This window comes from Novosphingobium sp. NDB2Meth1 (assembly GCF_900117425.1).
In the GTDB taxonomy this organism is placed as follows: Bacteria; Pseudomonadota; Alphaproteobacteria; order Sphingomonadales; family Sphingomonadaceae; genus Novosphingobium.
On the sequence record NZ_FPEH01000021.1, the window covers coordinates 36151 to 58386 of the forward strand.

Genomic DNA, 22236 nt, shown 5'->3' on the forward strand with positions numbered 1-22236 from the left:
GGCAATTACGGTCTGCTGCGGTGTGCTTGCTTGATTGGCGGGCTTGCATCGGGCAGGAGGCGGCATCGCGGGGCGTGACGGACTGTTGCCGTCGCGCGCTACGGTGCGCAGGCGGAGCGGCGGGTGCCGCTGCGCTGCACGAAGAAACGGGATGGCGCTTGGTGATGAATGCTTGCAACTTGCCCCGGACCGCGCGGCGTATGACTGGTCAGGCTAACCTGGCCGGCACGCTGGCGGCGCTTGCGGCAACGACCTGCCTCGCCGGCATGCCCGTGGCTGCCAGCGCGCAGCAGGCTGCTCCGGCCCCGGCTCCGGCCGTGCCAGCAGCGGCGCTTGCTCCAGCACCTGCACCGGCTCCGGTCGAACTCGTCCGCTCGATCACCATTTCGGGCGCCCAGCGGCTCGAAGCCGATACGATCCGCTCGTACATCCGTCTCAAGGAAGGTGATCGCTACACCCAGGCCGCGGCGGACCAGGTCCTCAAGGACCTCTACGCCACCGAACTCTTCGCCGACGTGCAGGTGCGCGACAATGCCGGTGACGTGGTGATCGAGGTCAAGGAAAACCCGGTCGTCAACCGCATCATCCTCGAAGGCAACAAGCGCCTGAAAGAGGACAAGATCCTGCCCGAAATCAAGCTCTCGGCGCGCCAGATCTTTACCCGTTCCAAGGTGCGCGCGGATGTCGCCCGCATCATCGAACTCTACAAGCGCCAGGGCCGCTTCGCCGCCTCGATCGAGCCCAAGATGGTTATGCTCGATCAGAACCGCGTCGATATCGTGTTCGAGATCAACGAAGGCCCCAAGTCGCGCGTTCGCCAGATCAACATCATCGGCAACGAGAAGTTCTCCGCCAGCCAGCTGCGCGGGGAAATGGTGACCAAGCAGGCGCGCGTGTTCCGCGTCTTCTCCAGCGGCACCAGCTACGATCCCGATCGCCTCGCGTTCGATCAGCAGAAGCTGCGCCAGTTCTACCTGACCAACGGTTATGCCGATTTCCGCGTCGTTTCCGCCGTGGCCGAACTCACGCCGGACAAGCGCGATTTCATCATCACCTACGTGGTCGAGGAAGGGCAGCGCTACCACTTCGGCGACGTGAAGGTGGACAGCCAGCTGCGCGACTTCGACGGTGACGCGCTGGCCAAGCGCCTGCCGCTCAAGGCGGGCCAGTGGTACAATGCCAAGCAGGTCGAGGACACCGTCGACAGCCTGACCGAGACGGCGGGCAGTTTTGGCTATGCCTTCGCGGACGTCCGGCCGGACTTCAACCGCAACAAAGATGACCTGACGATGTCGATCACCTTCCGCATCGCGGAAGCGCCGCGCGTCTATGTCGAGCGGGTCGATGTCAACGGCAACACGCTGACGCAGGACAAGGTCATCCGCCGCGAATTCCGCGTGGCCGAGGGCGATGCGTTCAACTCGTTCCAGATCAAGCGCTCGTCGAACCGCATCAAGTCGCTCGGCTACTTCCAGGAGAAGTTCGAGGTCGAGCAGAAGCCCGGTTCCGCGCAGGATCGCATCATCCTTGAAGCCAACGTCGAGGAAAAGCCCACCGGGCAGCTGCAGCTTTCGGCCGGTTTCTCCAGCCTCGAAAGCTTCATCTTCCAGGCCTCGATCCAGCAGAACAACTTCCGCGGCCGCGGCCAGACGATCGGCCTCTCGGGCGACATCTCGCGCTATTCGCGCTCGGTTCAGGTCAGCTTCACCGAGCCCTACCTGTTCGATCGCAACGTCTCGCTCGGCGTCGACATCTATCGCCGCGATTTCAACAGCTTCAACTTCTTCAACAGCAACCGCAACACCACCTACCGGAACGCCACGACCGGCTTCCAGGTCCGTGCCGGCCTGCCGCTGACCGAGTACATGTCGCTGATCGGGCGCTACACGCTCAACCTCGAGAACGTGACGCTCGACCGCGATACTTATTACCTGCCCGATGCCAACGGCAACTTGCAGTGCTCGATCTTCCTCGCGGGCCGCTATCTGTGCGATGCGATCGGCAAGCGCACAAGCTCGATCATCGGCGCCAGCGTGGTCTACGATACGCTCGACAATCGCCTGCGCCCGACGAGCGGCTCGCAGGTCGTGCTCGGCGTCGACGTAGCCGGCCTCGGCGGTTCGGTGCGCTATGCCCGTATCAACGCCAATGCTGCGAAGTACTTTGCGCTGGGCAAGGGCTTCGTGTTTTCGCTGCGCGGCGAAGGCGGCGCGATCAAGGCGCTCAGCAACCGTACCAACGACCCCACGATCGACGATGTGCGCCTGACCGACCGCTTCTTTCTCGGCCAGCCGCAGATGCGCGGCTTCGACATTCGCGGCGTCGGTCCGCGCGTGCTGCGCCGGTTTTACAGCGGGTTCGATCCCAGAGACGGCAGCGGCGGCGTGACCAGTCCGGACCGCAACCAGTGGGTCGATGACGCGCTCGGCGGCAAGTACTACTATCTCGGCCACGCAGAGCTTGAGATTCCGCTGGGCTCGGGTGCGCGCGAACTGGGCCTGAGGCCCTCGATCTTCGTCGACGCGGGTGCGGTGTTCAGCGTCGCGCGTCCGGCCGTGTCTGGCACGACCCTGCTCTATCAGGACAATATCACCGGCCGCCTCACCACGTCCGCCTCGGATTCTGCGGGCAAGGCGAACAATGTGGCCCAGAAGTTCGACGAGACATTTGTTGGTAACAGTCCCAAGCCACGCATTTCGATCGGCTTCGGGGTCAACTGGAACTCGCCGTTCGGCCCCTTCCGTATCGACATCGCCAAAGTCCTCAGCAAGGTCGATGGCGACGACACTCAGGCAGTCAACTTCAACGTAGGAACACAGTTCTGATGCAAAACCGTATTCTCGCAGGCCTCGTTGCCGCTCTCGCGCTCGGCGCGGCGCCCCATGCCATGGCCCAGGCTGCGGCAGCTCCGGCCGCCAGCACGCCCGGCGGCATTGTCGCGCCCGGCATCGCCTATGCCAACGCGCAGGCCGTTGTGGGCGCTTCGGCAGCCTACAAGACCGCGATGGCCCAGCTGCCCACCACCTACAAAGCGACGATCGACGCGGTGAACACCCGCCGCAACCAGATCGCCGCGCAGCTCAAGCCGCTCTACGAGAAGTTCGAGGCGGACCAGAAGGCCGCCAAGCCCGACCAGGCTGCGCTCCGTACCCAGGCTGCGCAGATCCAGCAGATCGAGCAGTCGGCCGAGCGCGAGATCCAGCAGATGGCCGAACCGCTCAACCTGGCTCAGCAGTTCATCATCGAGCAGATCAGCGACAAGCTCACCGCCGCCACGCAAGCGGCGATGACCAAGCGCAAGGTCACGCTCGTGCTCGATTCGCAGAGCGTGCTGAAGGCCGATGCGGCCTACAACCTCAATCAGGACATCCTGGCCGAACTCAACACGCTGATCCCCAGCGCCCAGCAGGTCCCGCCCGCCGGCTGGAAGCCGCGCGCACAGCGTGAGGCCGAAGCGCAGCAGGCTGCGCAGCAGGCCGCTGCTGCTCCCGCCGCCGCCGCGCCGGCGGGCAAGGCGCCCGAAGGCCGCTGAGAGCTGACGGAATGAGCGAGACGACGGAAGGAGCGGCGGCAACGCCGCTCCAGCTCGACATCGTGAAGGTGATGGCGGCGCTGCCGCACCGCTATCCCCTTCTGCTCGTCGACCGGGTAGCCGAGCTGGTGGTGGGCGAACGCATCCACGCCATCAAGGCCGTCTCGATGAACGAGCAGTTCTTCCAGGGCCACTTCCCCGGCCGGCCGATCATGCCCGGCGTCCTCCAGATTGAAGCGCTGGCGCAGGCCGCCGGCGTGCTCGCGGTGGAGACGCTCGGCCTCGCCGGCACCGGCAAGCTCGTCTATTTCATGGCGATCGAGGAAGCCAAGTTCCGCACCCCGGTGGAGCCGGGCTGCCTGCTCGACCTCCATGTTGCATTCACCCAGAAGCGCGCCCGCGTCTGCAAGTTCGCCGGCAAGGCGATGCTGGGGGACAAGATCGCGACCGAAGTCAGCTTCACCGCGATGATTGCGGACAGCTGATCGGTTGCGTTTTGGTCGCGAACCGTATAGGGGCGCGCCTTTCCCAGATTCCCCAGAGGCCGGTCGGAACCGGCTTCGCTTAGTGGAGCGAGACCCATGAAGGCCAATACCCACCCCGACTACCACATGATCAAGGTGCAGATGACCGACGGCACCGTGTTCGAGACCCGCTCGACCTGGGGCAAGGAAGGCGACACCATGGCGCTCGAAATCGATCCGCTTTCGCACCCGGCCTGGACCGGCGGCACCCGCCAGCTCGATCAGGGCGGTCGCGTCGCGCAGTTCAACAAGCGCTTTGGCGGTCTTACGCTCAAGAAGTGAGCGCCGGATCGGACTGGAAAGTTGGAAGAAGGGCGGCCTCGGTCGCCCTTTTTTCGTGAAATGCGCTCGGTCCGCCCCTTGCCATCGCCGCACGGCGGGATGAAAGAGCGCGCATGGCTGTTCTGACCAGTGCCTTCGACAACCTGCTCGGCTACCAGATGCGCCGCGCGACCGCTGTGCTCATGGCCGATTTTGTGCGCACCCTGTCCGATTTCGACATGCGGCCGGCCGAAGTGACCACGCTTCTTGTCATCGCCGAGAACCCGGATTGCTCGCAAAGCGAAGTGGGCGAGGCGATCGCGATCAAGCGCGCCAACATGGTGCCGATCATCGCCCGGCTGATAGAGCGTGATCTCGTCGCCCGCACCCGCGTCGATGGCCGCAGCCTTGCCCTGCGCGTGACCGAAAAGGGCGCCGATCTCGCCGCTGAGGCATGGCGCCGGATTGCCGAGCACGAGGCCCGCTTCCGTGATCGGCTCGCGCCTGCAGACCTCGAAACGGTGCTCGCCGCGCTCCCTGTCCTGCGCACCGCGATCGACGACGCGCCGTCGGTAGGCGAGCAATAGTCTGACACACCGAGATCGCGACTAACCATCGGTACTGTAACTCGAAAACACAGGCGCCGGTAATTCGGCGCAGTCCTCTCATTTTTGTCGGTTGCTGCACCAAGGGGCACTGCCCAACCTTTCGATCCGAAGCCGGGAACCAGCACTGCGCGCAGGAAAATGCGCAGGCCCCGGCCGTCCATTGGATGAGAGGAGAATGGCATGCGGTACACGCGCGTTCTTGGCTGGTCGTCGGTTGCGGCGATCGCGGTTTCCCTGGCCATGCCCGCCTATGCGGCGGAAGCCGCCGATGCCGCCGCGGAAGGAGGCACTTCGGCAGAAGCATCAAGCAAGGATGTCATCATCGTCACCGCCACGCGTCAGGCGGCCGACAAGCAGAAAGTCGGCGTCGCGCTGACCGCGATCACCGCGGAAGACATCGCGCTGCTTGCCCCGCGTTCGCTCCTCGATATCCAGGGAACTGCGCCCAACGTGTTCATCGGCAGCGGCACTGCCGCCCCGGGACAGAGCGCCATCTTCATCCGCGGCCAGGGCTATGCCGACGTCGAGAAGACCCAGAGCCCGCCGGTCGGCGTGATCCAGGACGGCGTGTTCTTCGGCAACAACACCGGCCAGTTGCTCGACATGTTCAACGTCTGCTCGGTTGAAGTCGACCGCGGTCCGCAGGGAATCTTCTACGGCAAGAACACCACCGCCGGCCTCATCAACCTCACGCGCTGCGCGCCCACGCGCAAGCTCGGGGCCAGCTTTGAATTGGGCTACGGCTCGTTCAATGAGTTCTATGGCCGCGGCGTGCTCAATGCGCCGCTCGGTGTTAAGGGTGGCATTGCCTTCTCCGGCCAGTATCGCCGCATCGACGGCATTCTCAACAACGTCTTCACCAACAGGCGCGCGGGCGGCTCGGAATACCGCGCCTTCAACCTCAAGATCAACTACGACCTCGCCTCGTGGTTGAACGCGGACCTCAGCCTCGACCACATCCACCAGGAAGGTGGCGGCACCCCAGTCCAGTTCGGCAACAAGCTGTCCGCCGCGATCCTGTCCGGGGGCAACCCGGCTGCCGTCTGGCCCAGGTACAATCCCGAAACCGGCAGCCCCGACGGCCTCAAGCCGCGTGAGATCGGCAACAATCTCGGTGCCGACCGCGACCGCCTGAACACCAACATGGCCAGCCTCACGCTCAAGGCCAAGACCCCGATCGGCGAGCTGGTCTCGCAGACCTCCTACATGTCGTCAGGCGATACGGTGAACCAGGACTTCGACGGCACTTGCCGGGGCGCGCCCGGCTGCACCAGCGTCGGCAACCCGCTGCTCGCGGCTACCGGCAGTGTTCTGCTCACCAATCGCGACCAGACTTACAAGCAGTTCACGCAGGAAGTCCGCCTGCAGGGCAAGGCCGCTGATGGGCTCGTGGATTACATCGCCGGTGCCTACTACTATAATCACAAGATCACGCTGCACCAGAACACCAACGGCGCGATCGACCAGTTCTCGGCCGAAAAGGATCATAGCTGGTCGTTCTTCGGCAACATCGATCTCAATCCTACGCCCACGCTCAAGATCTCGGGCGGCGTGCGCAACATCTTCGAGGCCAAGCGGTTCAATACCGAATACATCCTGCTCGGCACGATCCCGCTCGTCCCCCGGATCAATGATCGCCGCAGCTGGCAGAGGCTGATCACCCGCTTCAACATCCAGTGGCAGGCGGCGCCCGACGTGCTGCTCTACGTCAACCGCTCGGAAGGCTTCCGGTCGGGCGGCTTCTCGATCCGCGGCACACTTTCGGAACAGCAGGCCAGCCAGACCAACTGCGGCACGGTCGGTGGCTGCCCGAACAACAACTTCCTCTCGTTCCTTCCCGAAACCAACACGACCTATGAAGCCGGCTTCAAGACCCGCTTCCTGAACCGCGCGATCACTTTCAACGCGGCGGGCTTCATCAACGATATCAAGGATTTCCAGCAGTCTCAGGTGGTCGTGACGCCGAACTATGGCCCCGGAACCAACACGTATGTGGTGAGCTTGCCGAAGGTTCAGATCAAGGGTCTCGAGTTCGAACTCGATCTCGACGCGGGCAAGCTCAGCGATCCGCTCAAAGGCCTCTCGCTCTCCGGCACGCTGGGCATCCAGGATGCCAACGTGAAGAACGGCAAGGTCAACGGTCAGACCTCGTCGATCGGCGCCGGGGCGCAGGCCGGCGCACCCGGCACCACCGCCGATTTCACCGGCGTCCTGCTCCAGCGCGTGCCGAAGACGAGCTATACCGTTCGAGGCAGCTACGTTCGCGATCTCTCGGATGATGCGAAGATCTCGCTGACCGCCGGCTACTCGTGGCTTGCGAGCTTCTCGCTCGGAACCTTCGGCACGCTCAACGACATCCAGCCCGGCTACGGCCTGCTCGATGCATCGGCCACGCTCAACTACAAGGGCTACTTCCTGCGCGTCGCGGGCAAGAACCTGACCGACGTTGCCTACCGTACGCAGTCGCTGCCTACTGTGTTCTTCCAGGGCTGGGCGGCCCCGGCGACGGTGACCGTCTCGGTTGGCGCGAAGTTCTGATCTTCACATAGAGGCTGAAAACAGGAAACCCCGGCGGATGGCCTCCGCCGGGGTTTCTCTTTTCGGCTATCGGGCCGCTTCAGAGACCGAGGATCGTGAGCAGCGTGGCATCGAGCAGGCCGTCCCCCAGGCCGTTGTTCAGGCGGAACTGCCTGATCGCAGCAGCCGTTCGCGGGCCCAGCAATCCGTCTGCTGCGCCAATGCTGGTGAAGCCTCGCATCTGCAGCGCACGCTGAACGGCCCGCACGGTCTCGGCATCGGGCTGTGTGGCAGGCGGTTCGGCAAGGACGCGCCGTACTTTCTCCAGCCATGCCAGACGGTCGGGAAGGCCGACCGTGCCGCCGTTGATCCGCTTCGTCACTTTGGTGAAGTCGCCAGTGTCGCACAGAGCATTGAGGTCCTTCCACCGCCAGAACGCGCAGGCCACCCGCAGCGCCTCGTCAGGCGCCGCCGCGCTCTCCGGCTTCGCCACTAGGTCGAGCCCGGCGCGAGCGCCCACTTGCTTGTAGCTGTCCTTGCCGGTGATCTGGATGTAGCCGCGCCCGCGGTAGCGGAAGCCGTCGCCCGTTGCAGGCGCGCCATTGCCGAGGCGGTTGGCGTAGACGAAGTTGCCGAGCTTTTCGGGACTACGGGCAAAGGCCTGCGCGCTGGCCAGCGTCGGAAAGCGCGACGGCCAGACCTGCATTATGCGCTCGGCGCCATAACTCAGACCTTCTTCGACACTCGAAAGTCCGCCGGATTCGTGGCCGATCTGGGCGAGGAAGAAATGCAGGCGGTTCGCGGTCTGCGCAATTCCGAATTCCTCGAACAGGTCGTGCGCGGTCGCAGCAAAGACCGGCAGATAGCCGGTTCGGGCGCGTGGGTAGAGTTCCTGGAGTTGGGCAAGTGCAATCATGCATGTCTCTCCGGAAAATGTAGGATTCAGGGGGGTGTAGATTCGCAAGTTTTCTTCAGATTTCTCCGAGTTTTTGACCAACTGAAAATCTGTTTATTGCACAGCGCAAGAGTTGGATGCGAGTTCAACGGCAGATATTTACTCGGAAAGCCTGCAGAAGGATCAAATGAATTCCAACAAGTCAATCGCAGTCACCGCGAATCTGGTGTTGGTTGGCCGGGTACGGCATGCGAGGACGAGGATGGCGCGTACCTCAAGATTCCGCTTCCCATTTCGCGCGCGTTCTGCAAAAGCGCGCCTCCGCGGTGTTGCTGTTTCGGCGCAGCCCGTGTTGCGTGGCGATCGTAGCTCAGTTGGTTAGAGCGCCGGTTTGTGGTACCGGAGGTCGTGGGTTCGAACCCCATCGATCGCCCCATTTTCCTCCATCCTGACACACTTCATCACGCCTGCACCTTGGTTCAGGCGCGCTAACCCCTTGCTCCCTATGCGGGCAGGTGGCAGAGGTAGACCTGCGGCGGGCAGGTTCAACTGTCCTGCCAGCCTTACGGACGTACCTGTCAACCCATGCACGGCCTTGCCAATCCTGCCCGTTTCCTGCGCATGGCGCGCTGGCTGATGCCGCTGATGCTGGTTCCGGGGCTGATCCTCGCGTTCGGCGCTGTTGCGTGGGGCTTGTTCATGGTTCCACCCGATCGGCTCATGGGCCAGACGGTTCGTATCCTCTTCATCCACGTGCCTTCCGCGTGGCTCGGCATGGCCGGCTGGTCGACGATTGCAATCGCAAGCCTTGTCGAACTGGTCTGGCGCCACCCGCTTGCTGGCATCGCTGCCCGCGCGGCTGCCGTGCCGGGGGCGGCGTTCACCGCGATCTGCCTCGCCACCGGCTCGATCTGGGCGCGCCCGACGTGGGGCACCTGGTGGGTATGGGATGGCCGGTTGACGAGCTTCCTTATCCTGCTGTTCCTCTATTTCGGCTATATCGCGCTCGCCGGCGCTGCGCAGCGTGATGCCGCGGCGGGGGAGGGCGCCAGCCGCGTCACCGCGATCTTCGGCCTTGTCGGCGCGGTCAATATCCCGATCATCAACCGCTCGGTGGTGTGGTGGAACAGCCTGCATCAGCCGCCCTCGATCACCGCGGGCAAGTCCTCGATCGACGCGGCGTTCCTTTATCCGCTGCTGTTCGCGGCGCTCGGCTTCACGCTCATTTTCGGCGGCCTCGTGCTGGCGCGCATGCGCATGCTGCTCGCCGATATCCAGACCGAGGCGCGCCTGCGCCGCAAGGCGATGGCGTAAGCGGCTGCAGATGCACGAGAGACTCGACCAGTGGCAGTTCGTGGTGGCGGCGCTCGCCATCGGCGTGATCGGCACGCTTGTCCTTGTGGGCTGGACCCTATGGGCCATGCGGCGCTCCGAAGCGCGGCGCGATAAGGCACGCGGCAAATGAACACGATGATAAAGCCCAAACACCAGCGCCTCGTGCTGATCGTACTCGCGCTTGTCGCGCTGATCGGCGCTGGGCTGCTTGCCGCCTATGCGCTGAGCAAGCAGGCCGCCTATTTCTACCTGCCGAGCGAACTCGTGGCCAAGCCGCCCGAAGCAGGCCGTGCGGTGCGCCTTGGCGGCATGGTCGAGAAGGGCTCGATCAAGACGCAGGCGGACGGCGTAACGATCAACTTCATCGTCAAGGACGACAAGGCGCGCGTCCCCGTGCGCTTCTCCGGCATCACACCCGATCTCTTCGTCGAAGGCTCGGGTGTGGTTGCCGAAGGCCGCATGGAAGGCACCACGTTCGTCGCCGATAATCTGCTCGCCAAGCATGACGAGAAGTATGTGCCCCGCGAGATGAAGAACATGACGTCGGCTGAGGCCAAGGCCGTGATCGCGGAGACGAAATGATCGCCGAACTTGGTCTTGCGGTCCTGTGGATGGCGGCGGCGCTGGCCGTGCTCCAGCTTGTCGCGGGCGCGCTGTCGCTGCGGCCCGCTACCGCGCACCTCGCTGGCGTTGTGCGCCCTGTTGCGATCCTGCAAGGCGTGCTCGTCGCTTGCGCTTTCGCCGCGCTGATCTGGCTGTTCCTGAGTACCGATCTCTCGGTCAAGCTGGTCGCGGAAAACAGCCATTCGGCCAAGCCCTTCATCTTCAAGCTCGCGGGCACCTGGGGCAACCACGAAGGCTCGATGCTGATGTGGGTGACGATCATGAGCCTTGCCGGCGGCTTCGTCGCGCTCATCGAAAAGCGCCTGCCCGAAAACACGCTGATCGCGACGCTGGCCGGGCAAGCCTTTGTCAGCCTAGGCTTCTACGCCTTCCTTCTGCTCGCCTCGAATCCGTTCGAACGCCTGCCGGAGCCGGCACCGGAAGGGGCAGGGCTCAACCCGCTGCTGCAGGACATTGGCCTCGCCTTCCATCCGCCCACGCTCTACGTGGGCTACGTCGGCCTTTCGATCGCGTTCAGCTTCGCGGTCGGCGCGCTGGTCACCCGCGATGTCGGCCCCGCCTTTGCCCGCGCGATGCGGCCTTGGGTGCTCGGCGCTTGGATATTCCTCACCCTCGGCATCACTGCAGGCTCGTACTGGGCCTATTACACGCTCGGCTGGGGCGGCTGGTGGTTCTGGGACCCGGTCGAGAACGCTTCGCTGATGCCCTGGCTCGCTGCCACAGCACTCCTGCATTCCTGCAGCGTGCTCGCCGCGCGCAATGCGCTGCGCACGTGGACGGTCATGCTCGGCGTCGTCGCCTTCTCGATGTCGATGGTCGGCACCTTCCTTGTCCGCTCCGGCATCCTGACCTCGGTCCACGCCTTCGCAGTCGATCCGACGCGAGGCTCGTTTATCCTCGCGCTGCTCGCCATCTACATCGGCGGCGCGCTGCTCCTGTTCGGTCTGCGCGCCAGCACCGTGACCGAAGGCGCGCGGTTTGCCGTGCTCAGCCGCGAATCGAGCCTCGTGTTCAACAACGTGATGCTCTGCGGCATTCTGGGCATCGTGCTCGTCGGCACACTCTATCCGCTCCTCACCGAAGCGATGGGCGTGAAGGTCTCGGTCGGCCCGCCCTATTTCAACCCGGTCTCAGCCGTTTTTGCGATTCCCATGATGATGGTCATGGCCGTCGGCCCGGTCCTGCGCTGGCGGGAGGACAAGGGCGGACGGATCACGTGGCAGGTCGCGGTCCCGGCGCTGGTCTCGGCCGTGGCACTGCTTGCGGTTGAACTGCTCTTCGCGCCCAACCTGCTCCCTGCGCTTGGTCTCGCGTTGGCGCCGGGCCTTGCTGTCGCCTCGGTCCAACCGCTCGTCGGCCGCAACCTGCGCCGCACGCCGCTCCCGATCTACGGCATGGTCATCGGCCACCTCGGTATTGCTGTCGCCCTCTTCGGCATGGCGAGCGAAGGTGCGTTCTCTACCGAGCGCCTCGCCGCGATGAACCCCGGCGACAGCCAGCAGGTCGGCCCGTTCAAGGTCGCGCTGCAGGATATCGGCCCCGTCGCCGGCCCCAACTGGACCGCACTCGAGGCTACTGTCTCGGCCAGCTATGCCGGCGGCGAGCCGACCGTGCTCCACCCGCAGGCGCGCACTTTCGCCAACCCGCCGGGCAACCGCACTGAAAGCGCGCTGCTGACCCGCTGGAACGGCCAGCTCTATGCCGTACTCGGCGAAGAGGGCGATGACGGCCGTTGGCAGATGCGTTTCTGGTGGAAGCCCTTCGTGCCGATGATCTGGTATGGCGGCGCACTCGTCGCGCTGGGCGGCTTGCTGGCGCTGCTCGGCCGCGTCGCGCGCGATGTGAAGCGGCTCGTGGCGATCGACAAGATCGCCTACCGCCGCGAAAGGCAGGGCCGATGAGCGATCCCGCACCGAAGAAGGGCCCCGGCCTCGCCGTCTGGCTCCCGCTCGGTCTCTTCGTCGGCTTCCTCGCGCTCGTCGTGGTCGGGCTCTACTGGCCGGCGGATCGCGAGGTTTCCAGCGCCTTCATCGGCAAGCCGCTCCCCGCGTTCGACCTGCCGCCCGCATCGGACGACCGCCCCGGCCTTGCCACCGCGCAGTTCAAGGAAGGCGGCAAGCCGCGCCTCCTCAACGTCTTTGCCAGCTGGTGCTTCCCCTGCAAGGTCGAAGCCCCCCAGCTTGCCGCGCTGGCGCAGCAGGGCGTGGAGATCGACGGTGTCGCGATCCGCGATCGCAAGGAGGATGTTGCCGGCTTCCTCAAGCAATACGGCAATCCCTTCAAGCGGATCGGCAAGGACGATCTCAGCCAGGTCCAGCTTGCCATCGGCTCCTCGGGCGTGCCGGAGACTTTTGTGATCGATGGCAAAGGGATCATTCGCTACCAGCACATCGGCGATATCCGGCAGGAGGATATCCCGCTGATCCTGCGCAAACTGGCGGAGGCGCAGTGATGTTTTCGGCAAGCCGCCACAGCCGTTCGTGTCGAGCGAAGTCGAGACACCAAGCGCGGCGTCAGGTGTCTCGACTTCGCTCGACACGAACGGTGGGGGTGTTGCTGCTAACCTTCCTCGCCGCCTTCACCCTCGCCCCACCCGCCGCCGCGCAAGACATGCTCCCGCCCGCGCCCTATGCCTACAAGCAACTGGCTGACCCCGCGCAGGAAGCCAAGGCGCAAGCGCTCATGGAAACGCTGCGCTGCCTCAAGTGCCAGAGCCAGTCGATTGCTGATTCCGATGCGCCCATGGCAGGCGACATGCGCCATCAGGTCCGCACCCGTATCGCCGCCGGTGAGGATCCCGAAGCGATCCGGCAGTGGCTCATCGAGCGCTACGGCGACTACGTCAGCTACACCCCGCAGGTGAAGCCGATCACCTGGCCGCTGTTCGCTGCGCCCCTGCTGTTCCTCGCGCTGGCGGCGTTCCTGTTGCGCGGCCGTTTCCGCCGGAGGAAAGCCGCATGACCTGGGTTCTCATTCTTGTCATCGCGTTCATCGTTCTCGGCGTGATGATTGTCGTGCTCAAGCTGCCGCGCACCGGCTGGGAAATCACCGCCGCTGCGCTGCTGTTCGGCGTCTCTGGCTACGCGCTGCAAGGCCACCCTGGCCAGCCCGGCGCGCCGCAGGCTCCGGTCGAGAACACCAAGCTCGCCGACCAGACCCTGATCCAGGAGCGCCAGAAGATGGGCTCGGCCTTCGGGCAGGGCCAGTCATGGCTGATCCTCGCCGATGCGCTCACCCGGCAGGGCCAGTTCGGCGCCGCTTCCGAAATCCTGCGCAAGGCCATCGCAAAATCGCCAAATGACGCCGACCTGTGGGTCGCGCTCGGCAACACGCTCGTCGGCCATACCGAAGGCGTGATGACCCCTGCGGCGCAGTATGCCTTCCAGAAGGCAGCCAACATCGCGCCTGATCACCCCGGCCCGCCCTTCTTCATGGGCCTCGCGCTCGCGCAGGCGGGCCGTCTCGCCGAAGCGCGCACGCTGTGGGCGCAGCTGCTGGCCCGCTCGCCCGCCGACGCCCCCTACCGCGCCGATCTGCAGCAGCGGCTTCAGCAGCTCGACTCGATGATGGCGGAGCAGGCCCAGATGCAGGGCGCCGTGCAAGGCGCGCCGGCCCCGGGCGCGAAGTCGTCGCAGCAATAAACCTCGGTTTTCCGTGAACTTGAGCCGCATTTCCGGCGTTACTGACAACCGTGTGCATCCCATTGCGAGTGCCATGGGCCGGTGCTAAAGCGCCGCGCCGTCCGGGGGCGATTGTGCTATTGTGCCGTGATCCCGGCGCTGGGGCCTGCTGACAATGAACGATGCCGTGGTTGATGCTGGACCCGAAAGCGAAGCGCCGTGCGCTGCGGACGCGTCGGCGCCGGCCGCGAAGCCGGTCGGCGCGCTCGGCCTAGCGGTCGGCGCCATCGGCGTCGTCTTCGGCGATATCGGCACCAGCCCGCTCTACGCATTGCGCGATACGTTTGCCGGGCACCACCCGCTCCCGCTCGACCGGGTGCACGTCTACGGCATCGTCAGCCTGATGTTCTGGTCGATGATGCTGATCGTGACGCTCAAGTACGTCACCGTCATCATGCGGGCGGACAACAAGGGCTCGGGCGGCAGCCTCGCGCTCCTCGCCCTGATCAACCAGCAGGCAACCGGCCGCCGCTGGGGCAAGGGCGTGGTCCTGCTTGGCGTGCTCGCCACGGCCTTGTTCTACAGCGATTCGATGCTCACCCCCGCCGTCTCGATCATGAGCGCGGTGGAGGGCCTGTCGGTCTACAATCCCTCGCTCCACGGCCTTGTCGTGCCGCTGGTGGTCGTCATCGTGATCGCCCTTTTCGCCACCAAGAGCCGGAACACCGGCTCACGCATCAGCTGGGCTTCGCGCTGGGCGGGGCCATTCATGCTGCTCTATTTCGCCACGATCTCGCTGCTCGGCCTGCGCAGCATTGCGGATGATCCGGGCGTGGTCCTTGCGCTTTCGCCGCAGTGGGCCCTCGCGATGTTCATGGCTGATCCGTGGCACGGCTTCATCGCCATGGGCACTGCCGTCCTTGCCGTCACCGGTGCCGAAGCCCTTTATGCCGACATGGGCCAGTTTGGCCGCGTCCCGATCCGCGTGTCGTGGCTCGTCTTCGTGCTGCCCGCACTGGTGTTCAACTATCTTGGGCAAGCCGCGCTCCTGCTGCGCGATCCGGGCGCCATTCACAGCCCGTTCTACCTGCTCGCGCCGAAGGGCTTCGAATGGCCCTTGCTGGTCATCGCGACGACCGCCGCCGTCATCGCCGCCAAGGCGGTGATCTCGGGCGCGTTTCTGGTCACCCAGCAGGCCATCCAGCTCGGCTTCATCCCGCGCATGAACATCCGCCACACCTCCGCGACCGCCGGGCAGATCTATATCCCCGCGATCAACTGGGCGCTGATGATCGCGGTGATCCTGCTCGTGTTGGTGTTCGAACGCTCGCGCAATCTCACGGCAGCCTATGGCATCGCGGTGACCGGTGCGATGCTGATCGACAATATCCTGCTCGCGGTCGTCCTCTTCAAGCTCTGGCGCTGGAAGCCGGTCGCCGCGCTGCCGCTGCTTGGCCTGTTCTTTGTGATCGACGCCACCTACCTCGGCGCCAATCTCGCCAAGATTCCGGATGGCGGCTGGGTGCCATTGCTGATGGGCACCGCGATCTTCACCCTGCTCACCACCTGGTCGCGCGGCCGCGCGCTGATGCGCCAGCATATGGCGGAAGGCGCGCTCCCTCTCGAGGTGTTCACCCGCTCCGCCCACACCAGCGCCGCGCGCGTGCCCGGTACGGCGGTGTTCATGGCCTCGGCGGCGGCGGGCGTCCCCTCGGCGCTGCTCCACAACATCAAGCACAACAAGGTGCTGCATGAGCGCGTCGTCGTCCTCACCGTCCAGATCGCCGATACGCCGATGGTCGAGCCGGCCGACCGCGCGCAGGTCAAGGACTTCGGGCAGGGCTTCTACCGCCTGATCCTGCGCTTCGGCTTCATGGAAGAGACCGACGTTCCCGCTGCGCTCTGCGGCGTCTCGGTCTGCGGCGAGCCGTTCGACATGATGCGCACCAGCTTCTTCCTCTCGCGCCAGACGCTGATCCCCGCCGATGTCCCCGGCATGGCGATCTGGCGCGAGATGCTCTTTGCATGGATGCTGCGCAATGCGGCGGACGCGATGGGCTTCTTCCGCTTGCCCACCAACCGCGTGGTCGAACTCGGCAGCCAGCTGAAGATCTGAGGCTAGCGTCGCCGTGAAGCCCTCTCCCTTTCAGGGGAGAGGGTTGGGCGAGGGGAGAGGTACCGCGTTACAAGCCCTTCTCAACTCCGACCAGCGAGCAAGCTCGCAAGTCTGCGCATCTCTTCCCTGAAGGGGAGAGAGCAGGAATCCGCGCCTGCCCCCAAAACGCAAACGGCGCGGGAACCCGAAGGCACCCGCGCCGCTTGACGGCAACCATAACTTGGCAAAATCAGCCGAGGTTCGCGTTCACCATGCAGTAGATCATCGGGATCGACAGCAGCAGGTTGGTGCGGCTGGCATAGAGTGCGCGCGGTGCAGCAGCGGCCTTTTCTTCCGCGGTCGCCTCGACGATGCCGAGGATCTTCTTCTGCGCCGGCCAGATGATGAACCACACGTTGAACGCCATGATGATGGCCATCCACATGCCGACACCGATCAGCTTGACGTTGCCTTCACCGCTGAAGGTCAGCGCTTCGTGGCCGTAGCCGTCGACGATCGAGATCGCGAGGCCGGTCAGCAGCGTCAGCAGTGCGCCGTAGCGGAAGAAGAAGAACACCTTCGGCGCGATGTGCCCGGTGATCGCGCCCTTCTGCTCGGCGGGGATCTTGGGCATGGTCGGCACCTGCACGAAGTTCAGGTAATAGAGCAGGCCGATCCACAGGATGCCGAAGAAGGCGTGCGCCCAGCGGAACACCGAGTTGCTGTCAACCGGTGCGCTGGCGTGGAAGGCGATCATGACACCGATCGCGACGGCAAGGCCGACCACGAGCACAAGATGCAGATTTCCGAAGAACTTTGCCATTTATGTTTCCCCCGAAGAGATGGTTCTTGATGGCTGTCCGGCCACCCAGCCGGTCCGCTGCGGTTCATATGCGGGAAAAGGCCCGCTTGTCATTGCATTTTAGTGCGAGGCGTCAGCCGCTTGGCGGGTTCTGCTCGACTTGTGCCTCGGTTTCCTCGCCCAGCCCATGGCGCAGCAGCATCGGGATCTGCGCGAAGGTGAACAGGAACGACAGCGCGCTCACCCCCCATAGCTTCACCAGCAGCCAGGTGTCGAACGAGACCGCATGGCGCAGCACTTCGTTGAGGCCGGCGAGGAACAGGAAGAACCACGCCCAGTTGCGCGAGAGCTTGAGCCAGCCTTCCTCCGAAAGCCCGTCGAACGCGCTCTGCAGCAGCGTACGCAGCATCGGCTTGCCGCGAAACAGCCCGCCGAACAGCACGGCGGCGAACAGCAGGTAGATCGCGGTCGGCTTGATCTGGATCCACACCGGATCGCCGAGGAACACTGTCAGCGAGCCGAAGCCAATGATCAGGATCGTCGAGAGCCACAGCATCGGCGAAATCTTGCCCAGCCGCCATTTCGAGATCACCAGCGCCAGCACCGTCGCCACCATGAACACCATGGTGGACTTGGTCACCGCCACCACCGCGCCCAGGCTCTGGCTGCCTGCGTCCTTGGGGCTGAAATAGCGGTACGCAATGAAGAACACGAGCAGCGGGCCGTAATCGACCAGCAGGTTCACCCAGGAAGACTTGGGCTCGGATTTGGGCTTGCTCTCGCTCACCGCAGCACTCCCGCGATGACCCTCGCTACCAGATCGGGATCGAAGGGGCGCAGGTCGTCGATCTTCTCGCCCACGCCGATGGCATGGATCGGAAGGCCATACTGCTCCGCCGCCGCCACCAGCACGCCGCCGCGCGCCGTACCATCCAGCTTGGTCATGATGAGGCCGGAAACCCCCGCCACCTCGCGGAAGATCTCGATCTGCTGCAGCGCGTTCTGCCCGTTCGTCGCATCGAGCACGAGCACCACGTCATGCGGCGCTTCCGGATTGAGCCGGCCCAGCACGCGGCGCACCTTGGCCAGCTCGTCCATCAGCTCGCGCTTGTTGTGGAGGCGGCCCGCGGTATCGACGATCAGCGCGTCGATGCCCTTGTCGGTCGCGGCCTTCACCGCGTCGAACACGATGGAGGCGGGATCACCGCCTTCCGCGCCCGATACGATCTCGATCCCCAGCCGGTCCGCCCAGACCTTGAGCTGGCCGATGGCAGCAGCGCGGAACGTATCGCCCGCCGCCAGCATCACCGAATAGTCCTGCTCCTGAAACAGGTGCGCCAGCTTGGCGATGGTCGTCGTCTTGCCCGAACCGTTGACCCCGATCACGAGAATCACCTGCGGGCGCGGGAAGGCGACGATCTCGAGCGGCTTCGCCACAGGACGCAGGATCGCCGCGATCTCGCCCGCCACGGCTTCGGCGAGCGCCGCTTCGTCGACGCCCTTTTCAAATCGCGTCGCCGCCAGCTTCTCGCGGATGCGCGCGGCGGCACGCGGGCCGAGGTCCGAGAGGATCAGCGCGTCTTCAAGGTCATCGAGCTGCGCGTCGGTCAGGCGCGTGCCGCCGGCGAGGCCCGCGAGGTTTTCGGTCAGGCGTTCGGATGTCTTGCGCAGTCCGCCGAGCAGGCGGTCGGTCCAGCCCGTCTCGTTGGTGGTTGCGCTGTCGTCGGGAGTCATTCCAGCAGGCCTTCGCGGATTCGGGTCGGTGTCAGCGATACAATCTCGCCCGGCGCGGTGCCCTCGGGCAGCCGGTAGGGCGCGAATTCGGGGGAATGGCCGGTTCCGTCGCGCTCGGCAAGCACTTCGCGCGTCTGCCCGATCAACCCCTCCAGCCAGCGCGCCCGCGTCGCGGCGACCGCAGCGCGCACTTCCGCTGCCCGCTCGCGCACCAGAGGCGGCGGCACTTGCGGCATTCGTGCGGCGGGCGTGCCGGGGCGGGGGGAGTAGGGGAACACGTGGCCATGCACGATCCCGCAGTCCGCCACGATGGCGACATTGGCCGCATGCATGGCGTCATCTTCCGTCGGAAACCCCGCAATGAGGTCAGCTCCGATGGCAATCTCCGGCCTGGCCGCGCGCAGCCGCTCGCTCAGCGACACCGCCTCGGCGCGGGTATGGCGTCGCTTCATCCGCTTGAGCGTCAAGTCGTGCCCGGCCTGCAGCGAAAGATGCACATGGGGCATCACCCGCGCCTCGCCGGTGATCAGTTCGAACAGCAGGCCGTCGATCTCGACCCCGTCGAGCGAGGACAGCCGCAGCCGGGGGAGGGCAGGGAATGCGCGCAGGATGGCGGCGACCAAATCACCCAGACGCGGCGAACCGGGCAGGTCCGCGCCCCATCCGGTGACATCCACGCCTGTCAGCACGACCTCGCGAGCGTCGGCTTGCAGATGGCCTTCAACCACCCGCAGCACGTCCACGATAGGCTGCGACACGCTCTTCCCGCGCCCCTCGGGGATGATGCAGAAGGTGCAGGCATGGTCGCACCCCGTCTGTACCGGCACGAAGGCGCGGGTGTGGCGGGTTGGCGGAGCGGGCCGGGGAGCAGGGCGCGCCTGCCATGCCGCCGCCTCCAATTTCGCGGCATTGGCGACCACCCCATCCACCTCGGGCATCGCGATAAACTCGTCCGGATCTATTGTCGCCGCGCAGCCCGTCACCAGCAGCCGCGCATCGGGGTTGGCCGCCCGCAGCCGCCGCACGGCCCGTCGCGATTGCCGCACCGCTTCCGCCGTCACCGCGCAGGAATTGACCACCACCGTCCGCCGCTCGGCGCCCGCGATCATCGCGCGGATCGCTTCGCTCTCGGCCAGATTGAGCCGGCAGCCCAGTGTCACCACCGGATCGCTCACAGGGGATAGTCATCCTCTTCAAACGTACCCGCAAAGCTGAACGCTGCAGGACCCGTCATCAGGATCGAGCCGCCCGGCTCCCATGCGATCTCCAGCGGCCCACCGGGCAGGTCGACCCGCACCGGACCCGTCACCAGCTTGCGCCGGATCGCCAGCACCGCCGCCGCGCAGGCGCCCGTGCCGCAGGCTCGTGTCAGACCTACGCCGCGCTCCCACACGCGCAGCTTGATATGGTGCGGCCCAAGGACAGAGGCGACGCCGACATTCACTTTCTCCGGAAACAGCGGATCGGTTTCGATCACCGGCCCCAGCCGCGAAAGCATCACCGCATCGGCATCGGGCACGAAGAACACCACATGCGGATTGCCGACATTGACCGCCGCCGGATTGTCGAGTTCTTCCCAGCCGACCGGCATCGACAACGTATCCATTGCATAGGCTAGGGGAACCTCGTCCCAGCCGAACCGCGCCGGGCCCATGTCGACGCTCGCGCCGCCCGCCGTGGCCGTCGCGGTGATCGTCCCGCCCAGTGTCTCGATCCGCTGCGCCCCGCCCAGCAGCAGGCCGACCGCGCGCGCGGCATTGCCGCAGGCTTCCACTTCGCTGCCGTCGGCGTTGAAGATGCGCATGCGCACGGCTGCACCCGCTGAAGGCTCCAGCATGATCAACTGGTCGCAGCCTATCCCGGTGCGCCGCTCGGCCAGCGCAGCCGCGCGCGCCGTGGACATCGCCACCGGGGCTTCACGCGCGTCGATCACGATGAAATCGTTGCCGAGGCCGTGCATCTTCTGAAAAGCGACAGACATCGGGCCCATCTAGGACCCCGTGCCGCCCGGCGCAACGGTTCAGGCGCTGCGGGCGGCCGGACTGTCGGGCGTGCCCGCCGGAGCCGCACCGGCGATCAGCAGGCCCCGCGCGGCAAGGTCCCGCTTCACGTCCTCGGCCGAAGCGGGCTGGCCATAGAGATAGCCCTGGCCCTTGAACTGGCCGAACCGGCGCAGCGCGCTCAGCACTTCGGCGCTTTCCACGCCTTCCGCCGTGATCGGCAGCGCCATCCCGCGCCCCAGCGAGGAAATCGCCTCGACGATCGAAGCGCTGTCCGCACTGCGCGCCAGCGAGGAGACGAAACTGCGGTCGATCTTGATCCGGTCGAACGGCAGCGTGCGCAGCTGGGCAAGGCTCGAATAGCCAGTACCGAAATCGTCGAGGCTGATGCGGATGCCCTGATTCTTGAGGCTGGTGATCAGCGATCGCACCACCGCGATGTTCTCGTGCAGGCAGGTTTCGGTGATCTCGATTTCCAGCCGCGTCGGCGGGAAGTTCGCCGCGACCAGCATCTTCAGCAGGCGCTGCGCAAACCACGGATCGCGCAGCTGCAGCGGCGAGATATTGACCGAAAGCGTCAGGCCGGGATCCCACGCCTTGGCATCCTCGAGCGCCAGAGTGATCAGTGCTTCGGAAAGCTCCGCGATCAGGCCGATCTCTTCGGCGACCGGGATGAACACGTCCGGACTCACCACGCCGTGCCGGGACGAGATCCAGCGAGCGAGCATTTCGAAGCCGGTGATCTCGCCCGTCTCGAGGTCGATCTGCTTTTCATAATAGGGCACGAACTCGCCGCGCTTCAGTCCCTCGCGGATGCCCGCCTCGAGCTCGCCGCGGAAGCGCAGTTCGCTCTCCATGCTTGGCTCGAACCACGCGAAGCGGTTCCGCCCGCGGCGCTTGGCCTGATACATCGCAAGGTCCGCGCGGTGGAGCAGGTCCTGCGCCACCTGCACCGGGGTCTGTCCGGCGCTGCCGAAGCCGAGCGACACGCCGATCGAGGCCGTCACTTCGGCGCGCAGCCCGCCGCAGATGATCGGCTTGGCCAAACCGTCGTTGATCCGCACCGCCAGCCGCTCGATGGCGTTCTCGCTGCCCGGCGCGAAGATCGCCGCGCAGATGAACTCGTCGCCGCCCAGCCGCGCCACCACCCCGCGCGCGGGTATCAACCCCTCGATCCGCCGCGCCGTCTCGACCAGCACCGCATCGCCCGCCTTGTGGCCAAGCAAGTCGTTGGAGCGCTTGAACTTGTCGAGATCGATCATCATCACCGCGACCGCTTCGCCGCTCGCCGCCGCTTCCCCGACCAGCCGCGCGATCGCCTCGTCGAGGCTGCGACGATTGAGGCATCCGGTGAGCGCGTCGGTCTGCGCCAGCCGTGTCGCGGTTTCCTCGGCCTTGCGGCGCTCGGCGATCTCGCGCTGCAGTTCGGCGTAGCGCCGCCAGCCGAACAGCAGCAGCGCGACATTGAGGATCAGCGCGTTGGTGAGCAGCACGTCGGGGCTGCCCACACCATAGATCCAGCTGCGGACAATGCCGGTCATCACCGTCGATCCGGTGCCGACGAACAGGAAGATCGCCGCGACCAGGATGCCGAGCGCGACGAGATCGCGCTCGGCGCGTTCGAGCGGTGCCTTGCGGCCCGCCGTATCGGTCCTGTCGTCTCCGGTCGTCGCCATGATCGGCTTGCCC

21 protein-coding genes and 1 tRNA gene are annotated in these 22236 nt (G+C 65.4%); 15 read left to right on the forward strand and 7 right to left on the reverse strand.

The annotated features are described in order from the left end of the window. Positions 1-200: 200 nt before the first annotated feature. The 6 genes from bamA to NDB2M1_RS15615 all read left to right on the forward strand — a co-directional run bounded on the left by bamA (position 201) and on the right by NDB2M1_RS15615 (position 7463). Entirely contained in the window at positions 201-2825 is a 2625-nt protein-coding gene (bamA, locus tag NDB2M1_RS15590; protein WP_072383799.1) for an outer membrane protein assembly factor BamA, read from the forward strand. Then, complete coding sequence (locus NDB2M1_RS15595; protein WP_054123192.1) at positions 2825-3532, forward strand: OmpH family outer membrane protein; 708 nt, start codon at positions 2825-2827, stop codon at positions 3530-3532. Before bamA ends, NDB2M1_RS15595 begins: the two co-directional genes overlap by 1 nt. Before the next feature lie 11 nt (positions 3533-3543). Continuing rightward, positions 3544-4017 carry a 3-hydroxyacyl-ACP dehydratase FabZ gene (fabZ, locus tag NDB2M1_RS15600; protein WP_072383801.1) on the forward strand — a complete coding sequence of 158 codons (474 nt, stop codon included), beginning with the start codon at positions 3544-3546 and terminating at the stop codon, positions 4015-4017. A 96-nt stretch (positions 4018-4113) separates the two neighbouring features. After that, complete coding sequence (gene rpmE, locus NDB2M1_RS15605) at positions 4114-4338, forward strand: 50S ribosomal protein L31 (protein WP_054123190.1); 225 nt, start codon at positions 4114-4116, stop codon at positions 4336-4338. 113 nt (positions 4339-4451) lie between these two features. After that, the gene (locus NDB2M1_RS15610; protein ID WP_072383803.1) at positions 4452-4904 is read left to right on the forward strand and encodes a MarR family winged helix-turn-helix transcriptional regulator; all 453 of its coding nucleotides are present in this window, start codon (positions 4452-4454) and stop codon (positions 4902-4904) included. Between the two features lie 201 nt (positions 4905-5105). Further along, positions 5106-7463 carry a TonB-dependent receptor gene (locus NDB2M1_RS15615; RefSeq protein ID WP_072383805.1) on the forward strand — a complete coding sequence of 786 codons (2358 nt, stop codon included), beginning with the start codon at positions 5106-5108 and terminating at the stop codon, positions 7461-7463. A gap of 79 nt (positions 7464-7542) precedes the next feature. Here the strand turns inward: NDB2M1_RS15615 and NDB2M1_RS15620 are convergent, their stop codons facing one another. Further along, positions 7543-8358 (reverse strand): peptidoglycan-binding protein, encoded by an 816-nt coding sequence (locus tag NDB2M1_RS15620; protein ID WP_072383807.1) that lies wholly within the window; start codon positions 8356-8358, stop codon positions 7543-7545. Positions 8359-8696: 338 nt separating this feature from the next. Between NDB2M1_RS15620 and NDB2M1_RS15625 the strand changes: the two genes are divergently transcribed. The 9 genes from NDB2M1_RS15625 (at position 8697) to NDB2M1_RS15660 (ending at position 16032) form a co-directional block, all read left to right on the forward strand. Next, positions 8697-8773, forward strand: a tRNA-His gene (locus NDB2M1_RS15625). Between the two features lie 149 nt (positions 8774-8922). Beyond that, positions 8923-9651: a heme ABC transporter permease CcmC gene (ccmC, locus tag NDB2M1_RS15630; protein WP_072383809.1), complete on the forward strand. Its 729-nt coding sequence runs from the start codon at positions 8923-8925 to the stop codon at positions 9649-9651. 10 nt (positions 9652-9661) lie between these two features. Further along, positions 9662-9802 carry a hypothetical protein gene (locus NDB2M1_RS22685; RefSeq protein WP_171955419.1) on the forward strand — a complete coding sequence of 47 codons (141 nt, stop codon included), beginning with the start codon at positions 9662-9664 and terminating at the stop codon, positions 9800-9802. Continuing rightward, positions 9799-10254, forward strand: a complete 456-nt coding sequence (ccmE, locus tag NDB2M1_RS15635; protein ID WP_054123185.1) for a cytochrome c maturation protein CcmE — start codon at positions 9799-9801, stop codon at positions 10252-10254. The genes NDB2M1_RS22685 and ccmE overlap by 4 nt, the downstream gene beginning before the upstream one ends. After that, positions 10251-12197 carry a heme lyase CcmF/NrfE family subunit gene (locus NDB2M1_RS15640; RefSeq protein ID WP_072383811.1) on the forward strand — a complete coding sequence of 649 codons (1947 nt, stop codon included), beginning with the start codon at positions 10251-10253 and terminating at the stop codon, positions 12195-12197. Before ccmE ends, NDB2M1_RS15640 begins: the two co-directional genes overlap by 4 nt. Beyond that, entirely contained in the window at positions 12194-12748 is a 555-nt protein-coding gene (locus NDB2M1_RS15645; RefSeq protein ID WP_054123183.1) for a DsbE family thiol:disulfide interchange protein, read from the forward strand. The genes NDB2M1_RS15640 and NDB2M1_RS15645 overlap by 4 nt, the downstream gene beginning before the upstream one ends. A 158-nt stretch (positions 12749-12906) precedes the next feature. Continuing rightward, complete coding sequence (locus tag NDB2M1_RS15650) at positions 12907-13257, forward strand: cytochrome c-type biogenesis protein (protein ID WP_082364500.1); 351 nt, start codon at positions 12907-12909, stop codon at positions 13255-13257. Continuing rightward, positions 13254-13937, forward strand: coding sequence for a tetratricopeptide repeat protein (locus tag NDB2M1_RS15655; protein ID WP_072383814.1), 684 nt, complete (start codon positions 13254-13256; stop codon positions 13935-13937). The genes NDB2M1_RS15650 and NDB2M1_RS15655 overlap by 4 nt, the downstream gene beginning before the upstream one ends. A 154-nt stretch (positions 13938-14091) precedes the next feature. Beyond that, complete coding sequence (locus NDB2M1_RS15660; RefSeq protein ID WP_083554908.1) at positions 14092-16032, forward strand: potassium transporter Kup; 1941 nt, start codon at positions 14092-14094, stop codon at positions 16030-16032. A 229-nt stretch (positions 16033-16261) separates the two neighbouring features. On the opposite strand, the gene NDB2M1_RS15665 is transcribed toward NDB2M1_RS15660, so the two are convergent. The 6 genes from NDB2M1_RS15665 to NDB2M1_RS15690 form a co-directional block, all read right to left on the reverse strand. Next, positions 16262-16834, reverse strand: coding sequence for a urate hydroxylase PuuD (locus tag NDB2M1_RS15665; RefSeq protein WP_054121171.1), 573 nt, complete (start codon positions 16832-16834; stop codon positions 16262-16264). Between the two features lie 112 nt (positions 16835-16946). Next, the gene (locus NDB2M1_RS15670) at positions 16947-17600 is read right to left on the reverse strand and encodes an inner membrane-spanning protein YciB (protein ID WP_072383816.1); all 654 of its coding nucleotides are present in this window, start codon (positions 17598-17600) and stop codon (positions 16947-16949) included. Further along, complete coding sequence (gene ftsY, locus NDB2M1_RS15675) at positions 17597-18547, reverse strand: signal recognition particle-docking protein FtsY (protein ID WP_054121169.1); 951 nt, start codon at positions 18545-18547, stop codon at positions 17597-17599. The genes NDB2M1_RS15670 and ftsY overlap by 4 nt, the downstream gene beginning before the upstream one ends. Further along, positions 18544-19722: a MiaB/RimO family radical SAM methylthiotransferase gene (locus tag NDB2M1_RS15680; RefSeq protein WP_072383818.1), complete on the reverse strand. Its 1179-nt coding sequence runs from the start codon at positions 19720-19722 to the stop codon at positions 18544-18546. Before NDB2M1_RS15680 ends, ftsY begins: the two co-directional genes overlap by 4 nt. Further along, complete coding sequence (gene dapF, locus NDB2M1_RS15685; RefSeq protein WP_072383878.1) at positions 19719-20528, reverse strand: diaminopimelate epimerase; 810 nt, start codon at positions 20526-20528, stop codon at positions 19719-19721. Before dapF ends, NDB2M1_RS15680 begins: the two co-directional genes overlap by 4 nt. Positions 20529-20567: 39 nt before the next feature. After that, positions 20568-22223, reverse strand: coding sequence for a putative bifunctional diguanylate cyclase/phosphodiesterase (locus NDB2M1_RS15690; RefSeq protein WP_072383879.1), 1656 nt, complete (start codon positions 22221-22223; stop codon positions 20568-20570). Positions 22224-22236 lie beyond the last annotated feature (13 nt).

Bases quoted from the DNA above. Each gene is read 5' to 3' on its own strand.
- NDB2M1_RS15655 (WP_072383814.1), top strand. From the start codon at position 13,254: ATGACCTGGGTTCTCATTCTTGTCATCGCGTTCATCGTTCTCGGCGTG.
- bamA (WP_072383799.1), top strand. From the start codon at position 201: ATGACTGGTCAGGCTAACCTGGCCGGCACGCTGGCGGCGCTTGCGGCA.
- NDB2M1_RS15610 (WP_072383803.1), top strand. From the start codon at position 4,452: ATGGCTGTTCTGACCAGTGCCTTCGACAACCTGCTCGGCTACCAGATG.
- rpmE (WP_054123190.1), top strand. From the start codon at position 4,114: ATGAAGGCCAATACCCACCCCGACTACCACATGATCAAGGTGCAGATG.
- ccmE (WP_054123185.1), top strand. From the start codon at position 9,799: ATGAACACGATGATAAAGCCCAAACACCAGCGCCTCGTGCTGATCGTA.
- NDB2M1_RS15595 (WP_054123192.1), top strand. From the start codon at position 2,825: ATGCAAAACCGTATTCTCGCAGGCCTCGTTGCCGCTCTCGCGCTCGGC.
- dapF (WP_072383878.1), bottom strand. From the start codon at position 20,528: ATGTCTGTCGCTTTTCAGAAGATGCACGGCCTCGGCAACGATTTCATC.
- ftsY (WP_054121169.1), bottom strand. From the start codon at position 18,547: ATGACTCCCGACGACAGCGCAACCACCAACGAGACGGGCTGGACCGAC.
- NDB2M1_RS15640 (WP_072383811.1), top strand. From the start codon at position 10,251: ATGATCGCCGAACTTGGTCTTGCGGTCCTGTGGATGGCGGCGGCGCTG.
- NDB2M1_RS22685 (WP_171955419.1), top strand. From the start codon at position 9,662: ATGCACGAGAGACTCGACCAGTGGCAGTTCGTGGTGGCGGCGCTCGCC.
- NDB2M1_RS15665 (WP_054121171.1), bottom strand. From the start codon at position 16,834: ATGGCAAAGTTCTTCGGAAATCTGCATCTTGTGCTCGTGGTCGGCCTT.
- NDB2M1_RS15690 (WP_072383879.1), bottom strand. From the start codon at position 22,223: ATGGCGACGACCGGAGACGACAGGACCGATACGGCGGGCCGCAAGGCA.
- NDB2M1_RS15615 (WP_072383805.1), top strand. From the start codon at position 5,106: ATGCGGTACACGCGCGTTCTTGGCTGGTCGTCGGTTGCGGCGATCGCG.
- NDB2M1_RS15650 (WP_082364500.1), top strand. From the start codon at position 12,907: ATGCTCCCGCCCGCGCCCTATGCCTACAAGCAACTGGCTGACCCCGCG.
- fabZ (WP_072383801.1), top strand. From the start codon at position 3,544: ATGAGCGAGACGACGGAAGGAGCGGCGGCAACGCCGCTCCAGCTCGAC.
- NDB2M1_RS15645 (WP_054123183.1), top strand. From the start codon at position 12,194: ATGAGCGATCCCGCACCGAAGAAGGGCCCCGGCCTCGCCGTCTGGCTC.
- ccmC (WP_072383809.1), top strand. From the start codon at position 8,923: ATGCACGGCCTTGCCAATCCTGCCCGTTTCCTGCGCATGGCGCGCTGG.
- NDB2M1_RS15660 (WP_083554908.1), top strand. From the start codon at position 14,092: ATGAACGATGCCGTGGTTGATGCTGGACCCGAAAGCGAAGCGCCGTGC.
- NDB2M1_RS15620 (WP_072383807.1), bottom strand. From the start codon at position 8,358: ATGATTGCACTTGCCCAACTCCAGGAACTCTACCCACGCGCCCGAACC.